Raw genomic sequence first — 16,515 nt, 5'->3', positions numbered from 1 at the left:
TCCTTTCGATGGGGTTCCGGGGTCCAGGCTACCGCGCCGGCAGGGCCACGAGGGCATCGCCCAGCGCGTCCGCCACGGACGCCCGGAGGTCGGCGGGGGCCAGCACCTGGACGGCTCCGCCGTGGCGTCCGACCAGCGCGGCGGCCACGCCGGCGTCGGTCAGATGCACCCGGGTGAGCCGGTCGCCGTCGGGCAGATCGGCCTGGGCGTCCGGGCGGTAGCCGGCGGCCGCGTCGCGGACGGGATGGGCCCAGCGCAGCAGCACGGGCACCCCCGCGGCGTCGTCGGGATGGACCCGCCAGCGCGCGGGCCTTGCCCGGGCGGCGAACGTCTCCCCCGTGGGTGCGGGCGCGCTGATCCGGTCCACCCGGAACACCCGGTGGTCCTCGGCGCGACGGCACCACGCCTGCAGGTAGAGACGCGCCCCGTCCTGTACCAGGGCCAGCGGCTCCACGTCCCGCTCGGTGAGGGCGTCGGCATGCACGGAGCGGTAGGTCAGGTGCACGACGGCCCGCTCCGCCACGGCGGCCAGCAGGGTGCGCACCGTCGCGGGGTCCACGGCCACGTCCCAGTGGGCGGCGACGGCGACCGGGGGCTCGCCGGCGGTGTGCGCCTCGGCCTCCCGGAGGGCGGCGTCGTCCGCATCGTCCGCGTCCGGGGCCCCCGCGTCCAGGACGGCGGCGCGGATCCGGCGCTGGGCGGAGCGGGCGGCCTCGCGGTCGGCCTCGTCCAACACCGGCAGGTCCGCGACCGTCTGCAGGGCGGCGACGAGGCTGTGCGCCTCGGGGCGCGTCAGCCGCACGGGACCGGCCAGGTCTGCGGCGCGCTCCACGTGGACGCGGCCGCCGACCTCCGCCACCTCGAACTGGAAGCCGGGGAAGTCGCGCTCGGGCATGCCGCAGTAGCGCAGCGTCTCGAGGTCGGCGTCGAGGCGCTCGTCGGTGATGCCGAGGCGGGCGCGCAGCTCCGCCCGGTCCACCCCACCCGCCCGGTTGGCCAGCCCCACGATGTCCAGCAGGCGGCCCACGAGGTCCTCGCTCGAGTCGCGGGCGCGGCGCCGGACGGGCGCGGCGAGCGCCACCTCGAGCAGGGCCGGGTCGGCGGGGCCGGCGTGGGACTCCGCCGCGGCGGCCAGGCCCGCGCGGACGCGGTCGGTCAGGTCCGGGTGCGCGGCCGAGGGCACGGCGCAGCCCAGCAGGCCGCCGATCTCCGCGGCGAGGCCGTCCTCGCGAGGACCGGCCGGGGCCTCCCAGAGTTCCCAGTCGGGTCCCGGTGCGGCACCGTCCTCGACGCGGGGCTCGGCGGGCTCACCGACCGCGCGGACGCCCTGGCCCCGACCGGGCGCGAGCCACACGCGGACCCGCTCGGCGTCGGCCTGTCCGGCCAGGCGCGCCACGAGGTCGGCATGGTCGTGGTCCTCGGGACGGCCGGGGGCGTCCGTCGCCCGCTCGAGGCGGCGCGGCTCCCCCTCCATCCGGGTGAGCCGGAAGCTGCGCTCGGCGGCGCGGTCGAGGTCCCAGCCGGTGAGATACCAGCGACCGCGCACGAGGGTGAGGAACCAGGCCCGCACGGTGCGCCGGGTGGCCCGCCCCCGCGCGTCGCGGTAGGGGAAGCGCAGCACGGCCTCGTCGGCCACGGCCTGGGTGAGGGCCTCGAGCCGGGGGTCGGCCCGGGGCATGAGGGTGTGGTACCCGGCCAGCTCGTCATCGCCCGTGAGGTCGGTGGCCGGCTGGAACAGCAGGCCCACGGCGCGGACGACGTCGGCGCGCAGCGGCGAGTCGCCCCACAGGCGCCGCGCCCGCACGAGGGCGCGGCGCTCGTCCACGGTCAGGTCGAGGTCGCGCAGCAGCAGCGCATCGCGGACGACGCGGTGCCGCACCCCCGCCTCGCCCTCGTCGAAGCCGGCGGGCTCGAGCGTCTCCAGCGGGACCCCCACGGCGCGCAGCACGCGGCGGTCCCGCTGGAAGAGCTTCTCGAAGGCGGCGTCCGTGAGCCCCTCGTAGCCGACGACCTGCCGTCGGATCCGGTCACGCTCGAGGCCGTGCGGCGCCGAGAGCAGCAGCCACAGCAGCGAGATGATGCGCTCGGCGGCCTCGTCGCCGGCGCGCCGCGGGGCGGGTGGGGTCACGGGGCCCGGGGTCAGTCGACCGAGACGAGGTCGCAGACGAAGATGAGCGTCTCGTTCGGCCCGATCGCGGAGCCGGCGCCGCGGGCGCCGTAGCCCAGGTGCGGCGGGATCTCGAGGCGGCGGCGGCCGCCGACCTTCATGCCGAGCAGGCCCTGGTCCCAGCCGGCGATGACCTGGCCGACGCCGACGGTCAGGGGCAGCGGGGTGCCGCGGTTCCACGAGGCGTCGAACTCCTCGCCGGTGGACCAGGCCACGCCCACGTAGTGGACCTGCACGCGGGAGCCGGCCTCGACGGCCGGGCCGGAGCCCTCGATCAGGTCCTCCACCACGAGCTCGGTGGGCGGGGTCTCGCCCGGGAAGTCGATCTCGGGCTTGGTGCGGTCGTAGTCGCGCTGTCCGAAGGACACGGTGCTCTCCTCTGGGGTTCTCGTGGACGGGGTCAGTTCGCCGACTCGGTGGCGGGCGCCTGGGCGTCCAGGATGTCCACCACGAACAGCAGGGGCTCGTTCTCGCCGATGGCCGGCGGGCTGCCCTGCTCACCGTAGGCCTTCTCGGCCGGGATCGACAGGAGGACGCGCGAGCCCACCTTCTGGCCGGCCAGACCCTCCTTCCAGCCCTCGATGACCTGGTTGAGGGAGAACGTGATGGCCTGGCCCGTCTCCCAGGACGAGTCGAAGACCTCGCCGTCGGACCACGTCACGCCCTCGTACTGCACGGTCACGGTGTCGTCCGCGCCGACCTCGCGGCCCTCGCCCTCGATCAGGGACTGGACCACCAGCTCCTGGGGCGCCTCGCCGTCGGGCTTCGCGATGCTCGGCCGGCCGCTCTGCTCGTCCACGGTGACGTCGGGCAGGCGCTCGTCCCGCTCGGTCACCTCCTCGCCCTCGGCCTGCTTCGGCAGGATGGCGTCGATCTTGTAGACGAACAGCTGGGCGGGCTGCGTCTGGGTGGAGGGGGAGGCGCTCGGCGACGCGCTCTCGGTCTGCGGGACGGGGACGTCGTACTCGGGGCTGTACGCGGCGACGATCGTGCCGGCACCGCTGCCCACCAGCATCTCGTGGATCTCCGGGTTCATGGACTTGAGCTGGTCGTCCACGGGCACGGCCTCCGGTTCGCCGCTGAAGTTCTCGGCGACCACCTCGCCGCTGGCCGGATCGACGACGGCGATCGACATCTTCAGGACGTCGCCCTCCTGCACCTGCTCCCCCTCGCCGGCGGTCAGCACGCGCGTGGTGGGCTGGTCGGTGTCGATCTCCCCGTCGATCTCGACCGTCGGCGCCCCGCCGTCGCCCTCCGTGAAGGTGACACCCGTCAGGGCGTCCGGCTCCCCCTGGCCCTCGCCGACGGCCGCCCGCTCGGGGGCGGCCGACGTGGAGGCCGACGCGGTGTCGCTGTGGGGCTGGTCCGCGCCGTCGTCGCCGGTGGCGCAGGCGGTGGCCAGCATCAGGCCCGCGGCGCCGAGGGACAGCAGCGGCAGCAGGCGGCGACGGCGGCGGGCCGTCGGGGGCTGGGGGGTCTCGAACGAACTCATGCGGGTCACCCTAACGGCGCGTCCTGGACGCGCGCTGTCAGGCGATCCGCTCGAACAGCCGGTCGACGGCGGCCGACGACGTGTCGAACGGGTCCTTCGTCACGATCGCGTGCAGCGGATGGTCGGTGAGCTTCAGGGTCGTCCAGTCGACGGCGTAGTCCAGGCCGCGCTCCCGGGCGCGGGACACGAAGTCCGCGCGCACACGGGCCCGGGTGGTGGGCGGGGCGGCCTCCACGGCGGACCGGGCGGCGTCCTCGGGCAGCAGGCGCGCGACGGCCCCGCGCCGCAGCAGCAGGCGGAACAGCCCCCGGTCGGGGTCGATGTCGTGGAAGGCCAGGTCCAGCTGGGCGAGGCGGGGCGCGTCCCAGCCCAGGTCGTGGCGGGCCCGGTAGTCCTCCAGCAGGCGCAGCTTGATCGCCCAGTCGATGCGGTCCTCGATGCGGGACCGGTCACCGGTGCGGACGGCGTCAAGCACCTCGCCCCACAGGGTGAGGACCTCCCCCACCCGGTCGTGGTGGGCACCCTCCGCGGCGACGAAGGCGCGGGCCCGCTCGAGGTAGTGCTCCTGCAGCTCGAGGGCGGAGGCCTCCCCCTCCCGGAGCGCGATGCGGGCCGTGCCGGTGAGGTCGTGGGAGATCTGCCGCACCGCACGGGTGGGGTGGGCGACGACGCGGTCCCCGAGCGGGAAGCCCGCCTCGATCATCCGCAGCAGCAGGTCGGTGGCGCCGAAGCGCAGCAGGTGGGTGTGCTCGGAGAGGTTCGTGTCCCCCACGATCACGTGGAGGCGCCGGTACTCGGAGGCGTCCGCGTGCGGCTCGTCCCGCGTGTTGATGATCGGCCGGGACCGCGTGGTGGAGGAGGACACGCCGTCCTGCACGAAGTCGGCGCGCTGGGAGAACGCGAAGTGGGCCGGGCCCTCGCCCTCGGGCCACGTGCCGGCGGGCACGACGCGGCCCGCGCCCACGAGGATCTGCCGGGAGACGAGGAACGGGACGAGCGCCTCGGTGAGCCGCCGGTACTCGGTGCGCCGGCGCAGCAGGTAGTTCTCGTGGGAGCCGTAGGAGCTGCCCGAGGAGTCGGCGTTGTTGCGGTAGAGGTGGATCCGGCCGCCGACCCCGTCCGCGGCCATGCGCTCCTCGGCCTGGACCACGAGGTCGTGCAGCAGCAGGTCCCCCGCCCCGTCCGAGGCGATGAGCTCGTCGAGCGTCGAGCACTCGGCGGTCGCGTACTCGGGGTGGGAGCCGACGTCGAGATAGAGCCGGGAGCCGTTGGCCACGAACACGTTCGAGGACCGCCCCCACTCGACGACGGGCCGGAAGAGGTAGCGGACGACCTCTTCGGGGCTGAGCGGGCGCCCCTGCGGGTTCCAGTGCTGGACGCCGTACTCCGTCTCCAGGCCGAAGATCCGGCGGGCGCGGTCCGCGTCGGTCACTGGCCGCCCTTCTGGACGAAGCCCTTGACGAACTCCTCGGCGTTGGACTCCAGCACCGAGTCGATCTCGTCCAGCAGGCTGTCCAGGCGCTGGTCCTGGGCCGCGGGCTTCACGTGCGCCTGGCCCGCCGCGGCGCCGGTCTCGTCGTCGCCGCCGGACGGGCGTGGGCGGATCTGCTCCTGGGACATGGTGGCCTCCTCGTGCGTCGACGCGGGTCGGTGTGCTCCGTCCGCGTCCACCCATCCTGCCCCACGCGCGGGCCACGTTTCAGCCCCACGCCCCCGGGTTGCCCCGCGCTGGCAGGATGGGGGCATGCGCCTGTGGACCCTTCACCCCCGCCACCTCGACCGTCAGGGCCTGACGGGCGCCTGGCGCGAGGCCCTGCTCGCGCAGGCCGTCCTGGCCGGCCGCACGCGCGGGTATCGGGACCACCCGCAGCTGCTGAGGTTCCGGGAGCACCCGGACCCGTCCGGCGCGATCGGTGCGTTCCTCTCCGGCCTCGAGGCCGAGGCCACGGCGCGCGGCTATCGCTTCGACCACTCCCGGATCGACCGGCCGTGCCCCGCCCCCGACGGCGCGGTGCGCATCCCGCCCGCCGGTCTCGCACCGATCCCGGCCACCACGGGCCAGCGCGACCTGGAGTGGCGTCACCTGTGCGCCAAGCTGGCCGCGCGCAGCCCCGCCTGGCTCGAACGGTGGTCGGACACGCCCGTCCCCGACGTGCACCCGCTGTTCACGATCGTCCCGGGGCCGGTCGCCTCCTGGGAGCGCGCCTGAGGGCGGGCCGCGGTCGGGCCCGGTCTGGCACCGTGGGGGCATGATCCGCGACGAGAGCATCGAGAGCTATCTGGGGCGCCTCGCCTCCGGCGAGCCCACCCCCGGCGGCGGCGCGACGGGCGCGCTCGCGGTCGCCGAGGGCGCCGGACTGCTGGCCATGGCGGCCCGGTTCAGCGCGGCCGAGGAGGACGCCCGGGCATCGGAGGGCCTGATCGCGGCGTGCCTCGGCCTCGCCGACGGCGACGAGCGGGGCTTCGGCGCCGTGGCCGAGGCGTTCGGGCTGCCCCGCGACACCCCGGAGGACCGGGCCCGGCGCTCGGCCGCGATCCAGGCCGCCCTGGCCGAGGCCGTCCAGCCGCCCCGCGGGATCGTCGACGTCGCCGAGCGTGCGCTGGACCTGGCCGAGCGTGTGCTGGACGCGGCGAACCCGAACGTGCTCTCCGACGTCGGTGCGGCGCTCGGCTGCGTCCGGGGCGGCCTCACCGCCGCCGCGGTCACCCTCGAGACCAACCTGGGCCCCCTCCGCGACGAGGGCCTGGAGGGCGTCCTGCGCACCGACGTCGACCGGGCGGACCGTCTCGTCGCGCGGGCGGACGCCCTGCTGGGCCGCGTGCGCGCGGCCGTCGCGGGCTGAGCGCCCGCCCTCGCCTCAGGCCCGCGCGCCGAACAGCGGCGGCAGCGTGGCCACGAGCGCCTCGTCGTCGGGCCGGGGCGCGGCGGCGTCCTCCCACCAGCCGGGCAGGTCGACGGCGGCGCCGACCAGCGGCTCGGCCAGGTGCAGCCGGTGCACCCGCTCCCCCGCCCCGCGCAGCAGCAGGGTCTCCCACGCGGCGCCGGCCACGCGGTCACCGTGGCGGCCCACGAGGTTGCCGCGGGTCCACGCGCGGGTGGCCCGCGGCGGCGTGGCGACGGCGGCACGGATCTCCGCCTCGTCGGCGAGCGTCCGGAGGGCGCCGGCGGCCACGAGGCGGCGGTGCAGGGAGCGGGCCGGGCGCAGGTCGGCGTACTGCAGGTCCACCATCGCGAGGCGGGGGTCGGTCCAGTCCGCGCCCGTGCGGGCCCGCAGGCCCTCGAGGACGCGCAGCTTGGCCGCCCAATCGGCGCGGTCGCTCAGGGACAGCGGATCCGCGGTGGCGTCGTCGAGGTCGATGGCCCAGGCCTCCAGCACCTCGCGCGTCTGCGGATCCGTCACCCCGAAGGCGGCGCAGTGGGCGCGGGCCGCGTCCAGGTAGGACCGCAGGATCTGCAGCCCGGTCCAGTGCCGGCGCACGGGGCCGTCCGCGGTGCGTTCGAGCAGCGGCACCGTGGCCCGCAGACCCGGGTCGTGGCTGATCGTCTGCAACGCGGCCACCGGGTCGTCCAGGGTGAGCCGGGGCGCCGTCCCGGCCTCGGCCATCGCGAGGACGAGCGCGGTCATGCCCATCCGCAGCCACGTGGCGTGCTGGCTCAGCGTCGCGTCGCCGATGATCACGTGGAGTCTGCGGTAGGCCTCGGGGCGGGCGTGCGGCTCGTCCCGCGTGTTGACGATCGGCCGGTGGATCGTGGTCTCCAGGCCCACGGGCTCCTCGAAGTAGTCCGCCCGCTGGGACAGCTGGAAGCCCGGCCGCTCCCCCGCCGGGCCGAGGCCCACGCGGCCCGCGCCCACGAGCACCTGCCGCGCCGCGAAGAACGGCAGCAGGACGGCGGTGAGCTCCTCGAAGTCGAGGGACCGGGCCACGAGGTAGTTCTCGTGCGCGCCGTAGGACTGACCCTTGCCGTCCACGTTGTTCTTGTAGACCAGCACCTCCGGGGCGCCCTCGGCCTGGCCGATGTGCTCGGCCGCCGCCTGCGCGACCAGGTCCCCGGCGGCGTCCCACACCATGGCGTCCCGCGGGGTGGTCGTCTCCGGCGACGAGTACTCCGGGTGGGCGTGGTCCACGTACCAGCGCGCGCCGTTGGCCAGCACGGTGGACAGCAGCAGGTGCACGGGCTCCCCGTCCGGGCCCACGAGCGCCTCGTCGGTCAGCTGCGAGGGGTGCGCCGCCGAACGCGGCAGCCGCCAGCCGCGGGCGTCCACGAGCGGCGACTCCCCCGTGTAGTCCCACTCCGTGCCGGCCACCGCCGAGCCGGACCGGGTGACCAGGTCCGCGTACGCGTTCACGAGCTCGACCGAGAGCACGCTGTGGTGCGCCCCCGGGTTGGCCGGCGCGTGGATGCCGAACTCGGTCTCCGTGCCCATCACGCGGTGCACGCCCCAGCCGGCGGCGTCCCGCCCGTTCGGGGGCACGGCCGCGCCGTGGAACAGCCGGCGCTGGCCCTCGAAGGCGGGGGTCGGGCCGACGTCGACGGCGGCGACCCGGGCGAAGCCGTCCGCGGCCCCGCGGCCGAACGCGCTCATGCCTCGACCCCCCGGACCATGCGCAGCGAGCGCAGCCGAGGACCGCGCCAGCCGGAGGTGCGCGCCCACTCGGCGGGCGCGACCGTGGCCAGCAGGTCCGTCTGGTCCTCCATCACCGCGGCCACGGCCTCGCGCAGGTGGCCCTCGCGGACGCCGAGCGCGGCCGGGGCCTGGCCGGCGGCGAGGTAGTCGCGCACCGCGTGCCGCTTGGCGCGGTCCACGACGTCGGCCACCACGGCGCCCGAGACGAGGTCGGCCAGGTGCAGGGCGTGGGTCGTGCCGGACACGTCCGTCAGCTCCGCCAGCGCGGTGTCTCCGCCGCGGTCGTAGAGGGCGGCGACGGTCCGGGCGATGAGCGTCGCGCGGGCCGCGTCCGCGGAGCCGGCCGCGGCGACGTCGTCGGCGTGCAGGGGCACGTCCGCGGTGAGGTGCTTGGCCATGATCTCCGCGGCGCCGGCGGCGTCGGGACGGTCCACGCGGATCTTCACGTCCAGTCGGCCGGGGCGGAGCACGGCCGGGTCGATCATGTCCTCACGGTTCGAGGCACCGATGACGATCACGTTCTCGAGGGCCTCGACGCCGTCGATCTCGGTGAGCAGCTGCGGGACGATCGTGGTCTCCACGTCCGAGGAGACGCCGGAGCCGCGCGTGCGGAACAGCGACTCCATCTCGTCGAAGAAGATGACCACGGGGAAGCCGGCGTCGGCCTTCTCGCGGGCCCGGTCGAAGATGACGCGGATCTGCCGCTCGGTCTCGCCCACGTACTTGTTCAGCAGCTCGGGTCCCTTGACGTTGAGGAAGAACGAGCGCTCGCCGTCCGCGCTGCGGGCCGAGAGGGCGTTGGCCACGGCCTTGGCGAGCATGGTCTTGCCGGTGCCGGGCGGGCCGTACAGCATGATCCCCTTGGGGGCGCGCAGGCCGTGCTCGCGGTAGACCTCGGGGTGCAGGAACGGGATCTCGACGGCCTCGCGGATCCGGTCGATCTGCGGGCCGAGGCCGCCGATGTCCTCGAATGTGACGTCCGGGACCTCTTCCAGCAGCACCTCGTCCACCTCGGACAGCTCGACCCGCCGCAGCGCCCATTCGACGCGGGCGTCCACGGTGACGGCGTCCCCGTGGCGCAGGTCGACGCCCTCCAGCGCGGGCGCGCGCCGCACCACGCGCTCCTCGTCCGCCGTGCCGGCCAGGACGAGGCCGCCGTCGGGCAGCGCCTCCTTGACGCGCAGCAGCTGACCCGACCCCGTGCCCGGGGCGACGCCGACGATCGAGCTGGACTCGTCCAGCAGCACCTGGGCGCCGGGGGTGAGGCGGGCGGCGTCGAGCAGCGGGGAGACCGTCACGCGCAGCCGTCGGCCGTTCTGCACGACGTCCGCTCCCCCGCGCACCACGGCGCCGGTCTCCACGCCCTCCTCGGGATCGCGCGGGGCGTGGACGGCCTCGAGGGTGGCGAAGGTGAACGGCGGATGCGTGACGGCGTCCAGGTTCTCCTTGAGCGTCGTGATCTCGGCGCGCGTGGCCTCGAGCAGCTCGACCATGCGCCGGTTGTTGCGGGCGGTCGTCTGCGTCTGGGCCTCGGCGGCCCGACGGCGTTCGCTCAGGCCGGCGGCGTGCCGCTGGGCGGACTGCAGCTGGTGCCGCAGCCGTTCGGCCTCGGCCTGGGACTGCCGCAGCAGCTCCCGCGCCTCGGCGAGGCGCTGCTCGGCGTGCTCCGTGCCTGATTGCGCGTGGTGGTCCACCGGTGCTCCGTCCACTCAGTCCTGCTCCCCGGTCGGGGTCCTCCCACCGTACGCGTCCACGCCCTGCTCGGCGGCGCGTGACCGCGCGGCCATGAGGCGGGCCTCCTTCGCCGCCTTGCGCGCCTTCTTGTCCGTGACCGGCCGTTCGCCGAGGGCCTCGGGCGTCCACCGGGCCTCGTCGGCCGGCTGCCAGGCCTCGACGTCCTCGGCCTTGAACTCGGAGACCTTGGAGCGCTTCTTCAGGCGCAGCGCCTCCTCGCCCGAGGCCAGGCGGCGGGCCGTGAGGAGGAAGCCGGTGTGCGCGACCATGCGGTGGTCGGGGCGCACGGCGAGCCCGTCCAGGTGCCAGCCGCGCACGAGGGTCTCGTTGGCCTCGACCTGCGTGAAGCGGCCCGAGTCCCGGATGGCCTCGGCCACGCGGGAGAGCTGGGTGGCGGTGGCCACGTAGTTCAGCCACACACCGCCGGGGGCCAGGACCTCGGCGACGGTGTCGAGGCATTCCCAGGGGGCCAGCATGTCCAGGACCACCCGGTCCACGGAGCCCGGCTCGTGGACCTTGGGCATCTCCTCCTGCGCGTCGCCGAGGTGCACCGACCAGGCGGGGTGCTCGGCGCCGAAGAAGGCCTCCACATTGGCCCGGGCGACGTCCGCGAACTCCGGGCGGCGCTCGTAGGAGTGCAGGCGACCGTGGTCGCCCACGGCGCGCAGCAGGGACATGGACAGGGCGCCGGAGCCCACGCCGGCCTCGACCACGACGGCGCCCGGGAAGATGTCCGCCTGCTGCACGATCTGCGCCGCGTCCTTCGGGTAGACCACCGTGGCGCCGCGGGGCATGGACAGGACGAAGTCGTTCAGCAGGGGGCGCAGCACCTGGTACGGCTGGCCGGCCGAGTTCTCGACCACGACGCCCTCGAAGCCGCCGATCAGGTCGTCGTGCCGCAGCACGCCCTGGTAGCTGTGGAACTCCCCGCCGGGCAGCAGGGTGATCGTGTTGAGGCGGCCCTTCGCGTCCTTGATCTGCACGCGCTGGCCGGCCCGCAGGGGGCCGCGGCGCGCGCTCACGCCGGTGGGTTCGGTCATGGGGGGCTCCTTCGGTTCAGGGACGCCGCGTCGCGTCGACGGCGGCGAGGATCGTCTCGCGGGGCACCACGGAGCGCACGAGGCCGTGCGCGTCGGTCAGCACCCACACGGGGGTCTGGGGGTCGGCCAGGCGGGCGGCCAGGTCGGGACCGGCGGCGGGGACGTCGTCGCGGACGAGGACGGCCTCCGGAGCCAGGGCGACGGCGACCGCGGCCAGGGCGGTGGTCGTGCGGCGCGCCGGGGTGAGGCCCGCCGCGGCCGTGTGGTCCAGCACGCCGCGGGGCCGACCGGCCCCGTCCACGGCCACGACGGCGCGGCGGCCGCCGTCCGCCTGGGCCAGGGCCTCGGCGACGCAGAGGTGCTCGGGCAGGGCGATGGCGGGCGCCTCGACCTGCTCGAGCCGCAGGGTCTCCAGCCGGCGGCTCCAGCGCCCGTGGCGCACGGCGTCGTCCGCGCCCCGCCACAGCGTGAGGGCGACCCAGGCCGCCAGGACGACGACGAACAGGTCCGGCGCGCGGCCCGCGAGGGTCGGGGGGCCGAACACCGCCGCGAGGACGCCCACCGCGACGACGCGCCCGGCCCAGCCGGCCGCCTCGACGCCACGGGCCCGGGAGCCGGTGGCGGCCCAGACGGCGGACTCGACCATGCGGCCGCCGTCGAGCGGGGTGCCCGGCAGCGCGTTGAACGCGGCCAGGAGGAGGTTGGCCCACACCGTGACCTCGAGCAGCAGGGCGAGGACGGACGGGCCGGCCACGGCACGGGCCGCCAGATGGGCGAGGCCCGCGAGCACGAGGTTCGCGGCGGGGCCGGCCATCGCGGTGAGGACCGTGTCCAGCGGTCGGGCGGGCGGGCTGCGGAACTGGGTGTGCCCGCCCCACAGGGTGAGCGCGATCTCCTCGGTGCGCTGGCCGAAGGCGCGGCCGGTGAGGGCGTGGGCGGCCTCGTGGACCAGGACGGAGAGGGCCAGGAGCACGGCGTACCCCAGGGCGACCCCGTAGGCGCCGCCGTCGATCGCGGGCAGCGCGCGCTGGATCTGCGGGCCGAACGCGAGGGTGATGACCGCGGCGATCAGGAGCCAGGACCAGGACAGGCGCACCGGTGCGCCGGCGATCGTGCCCAGCCGGACGGAGGCGGGCCCGCTCATCCGGGCTCGTCCGCCCCGGGCCTGCGCGTGGCGGCGATCCGGCGGACCGCGGCGAGGTCGGCCGGCGTGCGGCCGGCGAGCGTCGTCCACTCGACGGTCGCGAGCCCCGCCGGCAGCGGCAGCACGCTGGGCACGCCGACCGTCGGCAGGCCCGCGGCCACGGCCGCGCCGACGCCCACCGGGGAGTCCTCGACCGCCACACAGTCGGCGGCCGTCAGCCCCGGTGTCCGCTCGGCCAGCAGCTGCAGGCCCAGCCGGTACGCCTCCGGGTCGGGCTTGCCCCGGGAGACCATGTCCCCCGAGACGACGACGTCCAGCGTGCCCGCCGGCGCCCGCTCGGCCAGTGCGCGGGCCAGTGGGGCATGGGACATCGTCACGAGGGCGCCCGGCACGCCGGCCTCGGCGAGCGCGACGAGCAGCTCCCGGGCACCCGGCCGCCATGGCACCCCACGGACGACCCCCTGGACGACCTCGTCCATCGTCAGGTCGATGATCCGCTGCACGGGCAGGTCCAGCCCGGCCTCCTGCAGGCGGCGCGCTCCCTCGTCGAGGGGGCGTCCCACGAGGGAGGCGGCCAGGTCCTCCGACCAGGTGCCGCCGTGCTCGACCACCAGCCGGCGCTGGACGGCGTTCCACAGGGGCTCGGTGTCCACGAGGGTGCCGTCCATGTCCCACAGGACGGCGCGCGGCAGGCGGCGGGCACGGTCGTCCGGGGCGGGCGCGGGGTGGCGGGGCATGGAGTGCATCCTATCGAGCGCCGCCGCCGGGGTGTGCGGGGCGGGTCGCGGGCCGTGGCCCCGTCGTCGGGCTGTGTCTAGGCTGGCCGCCATGACCGACGCTACCTCCGAGGACCAGCCGGACGACGTCCTGGGCCCGCTGCGGACCCACCTGACGGCGACCGTGGACGCGCTCGAGGCCGGGCGGCGGGCCCCCACGGTCCTGCTGCTGGCCTTCGAGGGGTGGAACGACGCCGGGGAGGCCGCGACCGGGGCCCTGGGCGCGCTGCGGGAGCAGTGGGACGCCGGGGACGCGGGACGGGTGTGCGACGGCGAGTTCTACGACTACCAGGTCACTCGACCCCTGGTCCGGCGCGACGCGGACGGGCTGGGGACGCTGGACTGGCCGGCGGTCACCCTGCACGAGGCGCTCCTGGACCGGGAGGGCCGGCCCGTGGCGGGCGAGGCCGCCCCGCCGGACGGGGTGCGCGTGCTCCTCGCGGTCGGCGTGGAGCCGAACGTGCGGTGGCGCGCGTTCCTCGAGGAGCTGTTCGCGGCGGCCGACGCGCGCGACGTGGACGCCGTCGTGACGCTGGGCGCGCTGCTGGCGGACGTGCCCCACACCCGGCCCCTGCGCGCCCGCCCGACCTCGCCGCTCGTGGACGTGCGGGTGGCCGTCGGCGCGGACCGTCCGGTCTACGAGGGGCCCACCGGGATCATCGGCGTCATCGCGGACGAGGCCGCGCGCCGCGGCCTGCCGAGCCTCTCGCTGTGGGGGACGGTGCCCCACTACGTGGCCCAGGCGCCCTCCCCCAAGACGCTGCTCGGGCTGGTCGAGGCGGTCGAGGACCTGCTGCACGTGAGCGTGTCCACGCGCGGGCTCGAGGACGACGCGAGGGCCTGGCAGCGCGGCGGGGACGAGCTGGCCGCCGAGGACCCCGACGTCGCCGCCTACGTCCGGCAGCTCGAGGAGGCCCAGGACACCCAGCAGCTGCCGGAGGCCTCGGGCGAGTCGATCGCGCGGGAGTTCGAGCGCTATCTGCGCGGGCGCGGCGGACGCTGACGCCCGGCCGCGCCCGGCGGGGTCAGCGCAGGCGCAGACCCAGCAGCGCCGCCACGACGTCGACCACCGGCAGCGGGTCGGCGGCGGCCTCGGCCAGGCCCGGCAGGGTGCCGGCCGCCCATGCGTCGAGGGCCTCCAGCGCGCGGGGGGCGTCGAGGTCGTCCGAGAGCGCCGCGTGCACCGCGTCCAGCACGGCGACGCCGGCGGCGGCATGCGGTCCGTCCAGGGCGGCGCGCCAACGGGCCACCCGCGCCTGGGCGTCGGCCAGCACCTGCTCGGACCACTCCCAGTCCGACCGGTAGTGGTGCGCGAGGATCGCCGCGCGGACGGCCACCGGCTCGACGCCCCGCGCCCGCAGGCGGGAGACGAGTTCGAGGTTGCCGAGGGACTTGGACATCTTCTCGCCGTCCAGGGCCACCATGCCGGTGTGCGCGTAGGTGTGCGCGAGCGGCAGGCCGTCGACGGCGGTGGCGTGCGCGGCGGAGAACTCGTGGTGCGGGAACCGCAGGTCGGAGCCGCCGCCCTGCACCGTGAACGGCGCCGGCAGGTGGGCCCGGGAGATCACGGAGCACTCGATGTGCCAGCCGGGCCGGCCGGAGCCGAGCGACCGCCCGTCCCAGGCCGGCTCGCCCTCGCGGTGCACGCGCCACAGCAGCGGGTCCAGCGGGTCGCGCTTGCCGGGGCGGTCGGGATCGCCTCCCCGCTCCGGGAACACCGCGGCCATCTCGTCCAGGCCCATCGCGGAGACCTGTCCGAGGCGCCAGTCGGTCGCGGACTGGGCCGCGCGGACGTCGAAGTAGACGTCCCCGTCGGGCTCGCCGTCGCCGCCCGGCACGCGGTAGGCCCGGCCCGCCGCCAGCATCGTCTCGACGGCGTCCACCACCAGGCCCACCGCCTCGGTCGCGCCGACGTAGTGGTCCGGGGCGAGCACCTCGAGGGCGGCCATGTCCGCACGGAACAGGTCGGTCTGCTCCTCGGCGAGCGCGCGCCAGTCGACGCCGGTCGCCTCGGCCCGCTCGAGCAGGGGGTCGTCCACGTCGGTCACGTTCTGGACGTAGGCGACCTCGAGACCGGCCGCGCGCCAGTAGCGGTGCAGCAGGTCGAAGGCCACATAGGTGCTCGCGTGGCCGAGATGCGTCGCGTCGTACGGGGTGATCCCGCAGACGTACAGCGAGGCGCGCTGCGCGTCGTTGCCCGGATGCCGGGTCCGTCCCGTGGCGGTGTCGTGCAGCCGCAGCCGGTCGGGGCGGCTCGGCACGGCGGGCGGGGCGGGGGTGCTCCAGGACTTCACGGGACTCCTCAGATCGGGGTGGTTCGGCGGGGCCGGGCCGTCATGCCGGACCGCGGGAGCGGGCTCAGGCGCTGATGACGCCCGCGCCCAGCAGGGCGAACAGGACGCCGCCCAGGAGGATGCGGTACCAGACGAACGGCAGGTACGAGTTGGTGCTGATGAAGCGCATGAGCCAGGCGATGACCGCGTAGGCCACCACGAAGGCGATCGCGGTCGCGACCAGGGTCTCCCCCATGCCGTACGGGCCCTGCGTGCCGGGATCGGTGAGCGAGGTGTACAGCTTGTACAGGCCGGAGGCGAACACGGCGGGCACCGCCAGCAGGAACGCGTAGCGGGTGGCGGCGGGCCGGGTGTAGCCCATGGCCAGGCCGGCCGCGATGGTGCCGCCGGAGCGCGAGACGCCCGGGATCAGCGCGAGGGCCTGGGCCAGGCCGTAGAGGATGCCGTCCCGCACGGTGAGCTTCTCGAGCGGCGTGGTCTGACGGCCGAGCCGGTCCGCCAGGGCGAGCAGGACGCCGAACACGATGAGCATGGTCGCCGTGATCCACAGCGACCGGAACTCCGTGTCGATCCAGTCCTCCAGCAGCAGACCCAGGACCGCGATCGGGATCGAGCCCACGATGATCAGCCAGCCCATGCGCGCATCGGGGTCCGAGTGCGGGATCCGCCCCGTGACCGCGGCGCACCACCGGCCGATGATGCGGGTGATGTCGCGCCAGAAGTAGATGAGGACCGCCAGCTCCGTGCCGAGCTGCGTGATGGCCGTGAAGGCCGCCCCCGGGTCGGTCGCGGAGGGCAGGAACTCGCCCACGATGCGGATGTGGGCGGAGGAGGAGATGGGCAGGAATTCGGTGAGGCCCTGCACCAGGCCCAGGATGATGGCTTCGATCCACGTCACGGAGGGTCACTGTACGCCACGGCCCCGGGTGGGAACCCGGGGCCGTGCGATCCGTCACGAGCAGGACGGTCAGTCGTCGTCGTCCTCGTCGTCGAAGAGGTCGAGCGGGGTGACCTCCTCGGTGTCCGCGTACAGGGCGTCCTCGTAGGCCTCGAAGGCGTCGGCCACGGCGAAGAACGCGGCTTCGACGGCGGGGTCGTCCTCGCCCCGCTTGTTCTGCGCGGCCACGAGGTGTTCGTTCAGGGCGGTGGTGAGGGCCTCGAGGGCCATGCGGGCGTCAGAGCTCATGGGTGAACGGTAACCCGGTGGCCGGTGGCGCGGCCAGGGGTGGGCCGTGCGGGA

Annotated in this window: 16 protein-coding genes; 3 read left to right on the top strand and 13 right to left on the bottom strand. The window is 75.7% G+C overall.

The window, feature by feature from the left end; genetic code table 11:
* Positions 1–28 precede the first annotated feature (28 nt).
* From AC0VX0_RS05660 to AC0VX0_RS05640, 5 genes are read right to left on the bottom strand one after another with little or no spacing between them, the layout of a single operon-like run.
* A complete protein-coding gene (locus tag AC0VX0_RS05660; protein WP_036315139.1) occupies positions 29–2,128 on the bottom strand; it encodes a helix-turn-helix transcriptional regulator in 2,100 nt (699 codons plus the stop codon).
* 11 nt (positions 2,129–2,139) lie between these two features.
* Positions 2,140–2,535, bottom strand: coding sequence for an FKBP-type peptidyl-prolyl cis-trans isomerase (locus tag AC0VX0_RS05655; RefSeq protein ID WP_010078659.1), 396 nt, complete (start codon positions 2,533–2,535; stop codon positions 2,140–2,142).
* Positions 2,536–2,567: 32 nt separating this feature from the next.
* A complete protein-coding gene (locus AC0VX0_RS05650; RefSeq protein ID WP_069941585.1) occupies positions 2,568–3,659 on the bottom strand; it encodes an FKBP-type peptidyl-prolyl cis-trans isomerase in 1,092 nt (363 codons plus the stop codon).
* Positions 3,660–3,696: 37 nt separating this feature from the next.
* Positions 3,697–5,091, bottom strand: coding sequence for a Pup--protein ligase (gene pafA, locus AC0VX0_RS05645; protein WP_069941584.1), 1,395 nt, complete (start codon positions 5,089–5,091; stop codon positions 3,697–3,699).
* Positions 5,088–5,279, bottom strand: coding sequence for a ubiquitin-like protein Pup (locus AC0VX0_RS05640; RefSeq protein ID WP_036336876.1), 192 nt, complete (start codon positions 5,277–5,279; stop codon positions 5,088–5,090). The genes pafA and AC0VX0_RS05640 overlap by 4 nt, the downstream gene beginning before the upstream one ends.
* 124 nt (positions 5,280–5,403) lie before the next feature.
* Here AC0VX0_RS05640 and AC0VX0_RS05635 point away from each other — a divergent pair, with 124 nt between their 5' ends.
* Positions 5,404–5,868 (top strand): pyrimidine dimer DNA glycosylase/endonuclease V, encoded by a 465-nt coding sequence (locus AC0VX0_RS05635; RefSeq protein ID WP_036336875.1) that lies wholly within the window; start codon positions 5,404–5,406, stop codon positions 5,866–5,868.
* A 40-nt stretch (positions 5,869–5,908) separates the two neighbouring features.
* Positions 5,909–6,502 (top strand): cyclodeaminase/cyclohydrolase family protein, encoded by a 594-nt coding sequence (locus AC0VX0_RS05630; RefSeq protein WP_073116889.1) that lies wholly within the window; start codon positions 5,909–5,911, stop codon positions 6,500–6,502.
* A gap of 15 nt (positions 6,503–6,517) precedes the next feature.
* On the opposite strand, the gene dop is transcribed toward AC0VX0_RS05630, so the two are convergent.
* Genes dop through AC0VX0_RS05605 form a run of 5 tightly spaced genes read right to left on the bottom strand, consistent with a single transcriptional unit; the run spans position 6,518 to position 12,942 of the window.
* Positions 6,518–8,245 carry a depupylase/deamidase Dop gene (dop, locus tag AC0VX0_RS05625; protein WP_122054335.1) on the bottom strand — a complete coding sequence of 576 codons (1,728 nt, stop codon included), beginning with the start codon at positions 8,243–8,245 and terminating at the stop codon, positions 6,518–6,520.
* A complete protein-coding gene (gene arc / locus AC0VX0_RS05620; protein ID WP_122054333.1) occupies positions 8,242–9,996 on the bottom strand; it encodes a proteasome ATPase in 1,755 nt (584 codons plus the stop codon). Before arc ends, dop begins: the two co-directional genes overlap by 4 nt.
* Positions 9,997–11,061: a tRNA (adenine-N1)-methyltransferase gene (locus AC0VX0_RS05615; protein WP_122054331.1), complete on the bottom strand. Its 1,065-nt coding sequence runs from the start codon at positions 11,059–11,061 to the stop codon at positions 9,997–9,999. It abuts the gene before it with no gap.
* A gap of 16 nt (positions 11,062–11,077) precedes the next feature.
* Positions 11,078–12,205: a site-2 protease family protein gene (locus AC0VX0_RS05610; RefSeq protein WP_377636204.1), complete on the bottom strand. Its 1,128-nt coding sequence runs from the start codon at positions 12,203–12,205 to the stop codon at positions 11,078–11,080.
* A complete protein-coding gene (locus tag AC0VX0_RS05605; protein WP_377636202.1) occupies positions 12,202–12,942 on the bottom strand; it encodes an HAD family hydrolase in 741 nt (246 codons plus the stop codon). The genes AC0VX0_RS05610 and AC0VX0_RS05605 overlap by 4 nt, the downstream gene beginning before the upstream one ends.
* 91 nt (positions 12,943–13,033) lie before the next feature.
* Here AC0VX0_RS05605 and AC0VX0_RS05600 point away from each other — a divergent pair, with 91 nt between their 5' ends.
* Positions 13,034–13,984, top strand: a complete 951-nt coding sequence (locus tag AC0VX0_RS05600; protein WP_377636200.1) for a PAC2 family protein — start codon at positions 13,034–13,036, stop codon at positions 13,982–13,984.
* Positions 13,985–14,006: 22 nt separating this feature from the next.
* On the opposite strand, the gene mshC is transcribed toward AC0VX0_RS05600, so the two are convergent.
* The 3 genes from mshC to AC0VX0_RS05585 form a co-directional block, all read right to left on the bottom strand.
* Positions 14,007–15,275, bottom strand: a complete 1,269-nt coding sequence (mshC, locus tag AC0VX0_RS05595) for a cysteine--1-D-myo-inosityl 2-amino-2-deoxy-alpha-D-glucopyranoside ligase (RefSeq protein WP_036315180.1) — start codon at positions 15,273–15,275, stop codon at positions 14,007–14,009.
* 64 nt (positions 15,276–15,339) lie between these two features.
* Positions 15,340–16,173, bottom strand: a complete 834-nt coding sequence (locus AC0VX0_RS05590) for an undecaprenyl-diphosphate phosphatase (protein WP_355504209.1) — start codon at positions 16,171–16,173, stop codon at positions 15,340–15,342.
* Between the two features lie 69 nt (positions 16,174–16,242).
* Positions 16,243–16,461, bottom strand: a complete 219-nt coding sequence (locus AC0VX0_RS05585; protein WP_036315190.1) for a hypothetical protein — start codon at positions 16,459–16,461, stop codon at positions 16,243–16,245.
* Between the last annotated feature and the right edge of the window lie 54 nt (positions 16,462–16,515).

The sequence above is a fragment of the Micrococcus sp. iso_26 genome (assembly GCF_056172975.1).
The sequence above is the reverse complement of the archived record's forward strand: the minus strand, read 5'-3'. Positions and strand labels throughout refer to the sequence as shown.

Bases quoted from the DNA above. Each gene is read 5' to 3' on its own strand.
- AC0VX0_RS05605 (WP_377636202.1), bottom strand. From the start codon at position 12,942: ATGCCCCGCCACCCCGCGCCCGCCCCGGACGACCGTGCCCGCCGCCTG.
- AC0VX0_RS05630 (WP_073116889.1), top strand. From the start codon at position 5,909: ATGATCCGCGACGAGAGCATCGAGAGCTATCTGGGGCGCCTCGCCTCC.
- AC0VX0_RS05650 (WP_069941585.1), bottom strand. From the start codon at position 3,659: ATGAGTTCGTTCGAGACCCCCCAGCCCCCGACGGCCCGCCGCCGTCGC.
- dop (WP_122054335.1), bottom strand. From the start codon at position 8,245: ATGAGCGCGTTCGGCCGCGGGGCCGCGGACGGCTTCGCCCGGGTCGCC.
- AC0VX0_RS05600 (WP_377636200.1), top strand. From the start codon at position 13,034: ATGACCGACGCTACCTCCGAGGACCAGCCGGACGACGTCCTGGGCCCG.
- AC0VX0_RS05585 (WP_036315190.1), bottom strand. From the start codon at position 16,461: ATGAGCTCTGACGCCCGCATGGCCCTCGAGGCCCTCACCACCGCCCTG.
- AC0VX0_RS05640 (WP_036336876.1), bottom strand. From the start codon at position 5,279: ATGTCCCAGGAGCAGATCCGCCCACGCCCGTCCGGCGGCGACGACGAG.
- AC0VX0_RS05610 (WP_377636204.1), bottom strand. From the start codon at position 12,205: ATGAGCGGGCCCGCCTCCGTCCGGCTGGGCACGATCGCCGGCGCACCG.
- AC0VX0_RS05615 (WP_122054331.1), bottom strand. From the start codon at position 11,061: ATGACCGAACCCACCGGCGTGAGCGCGCGCCGCGGCCCCCTGCGGGCC.
- AC0VX0_RS05635 (WP_036336875.1), top strand. From the start codon at position 5,404: ATGCGCCTGTGGACCCTTCACCCCCGCCACCTCGACCGTCAGGGCCTG.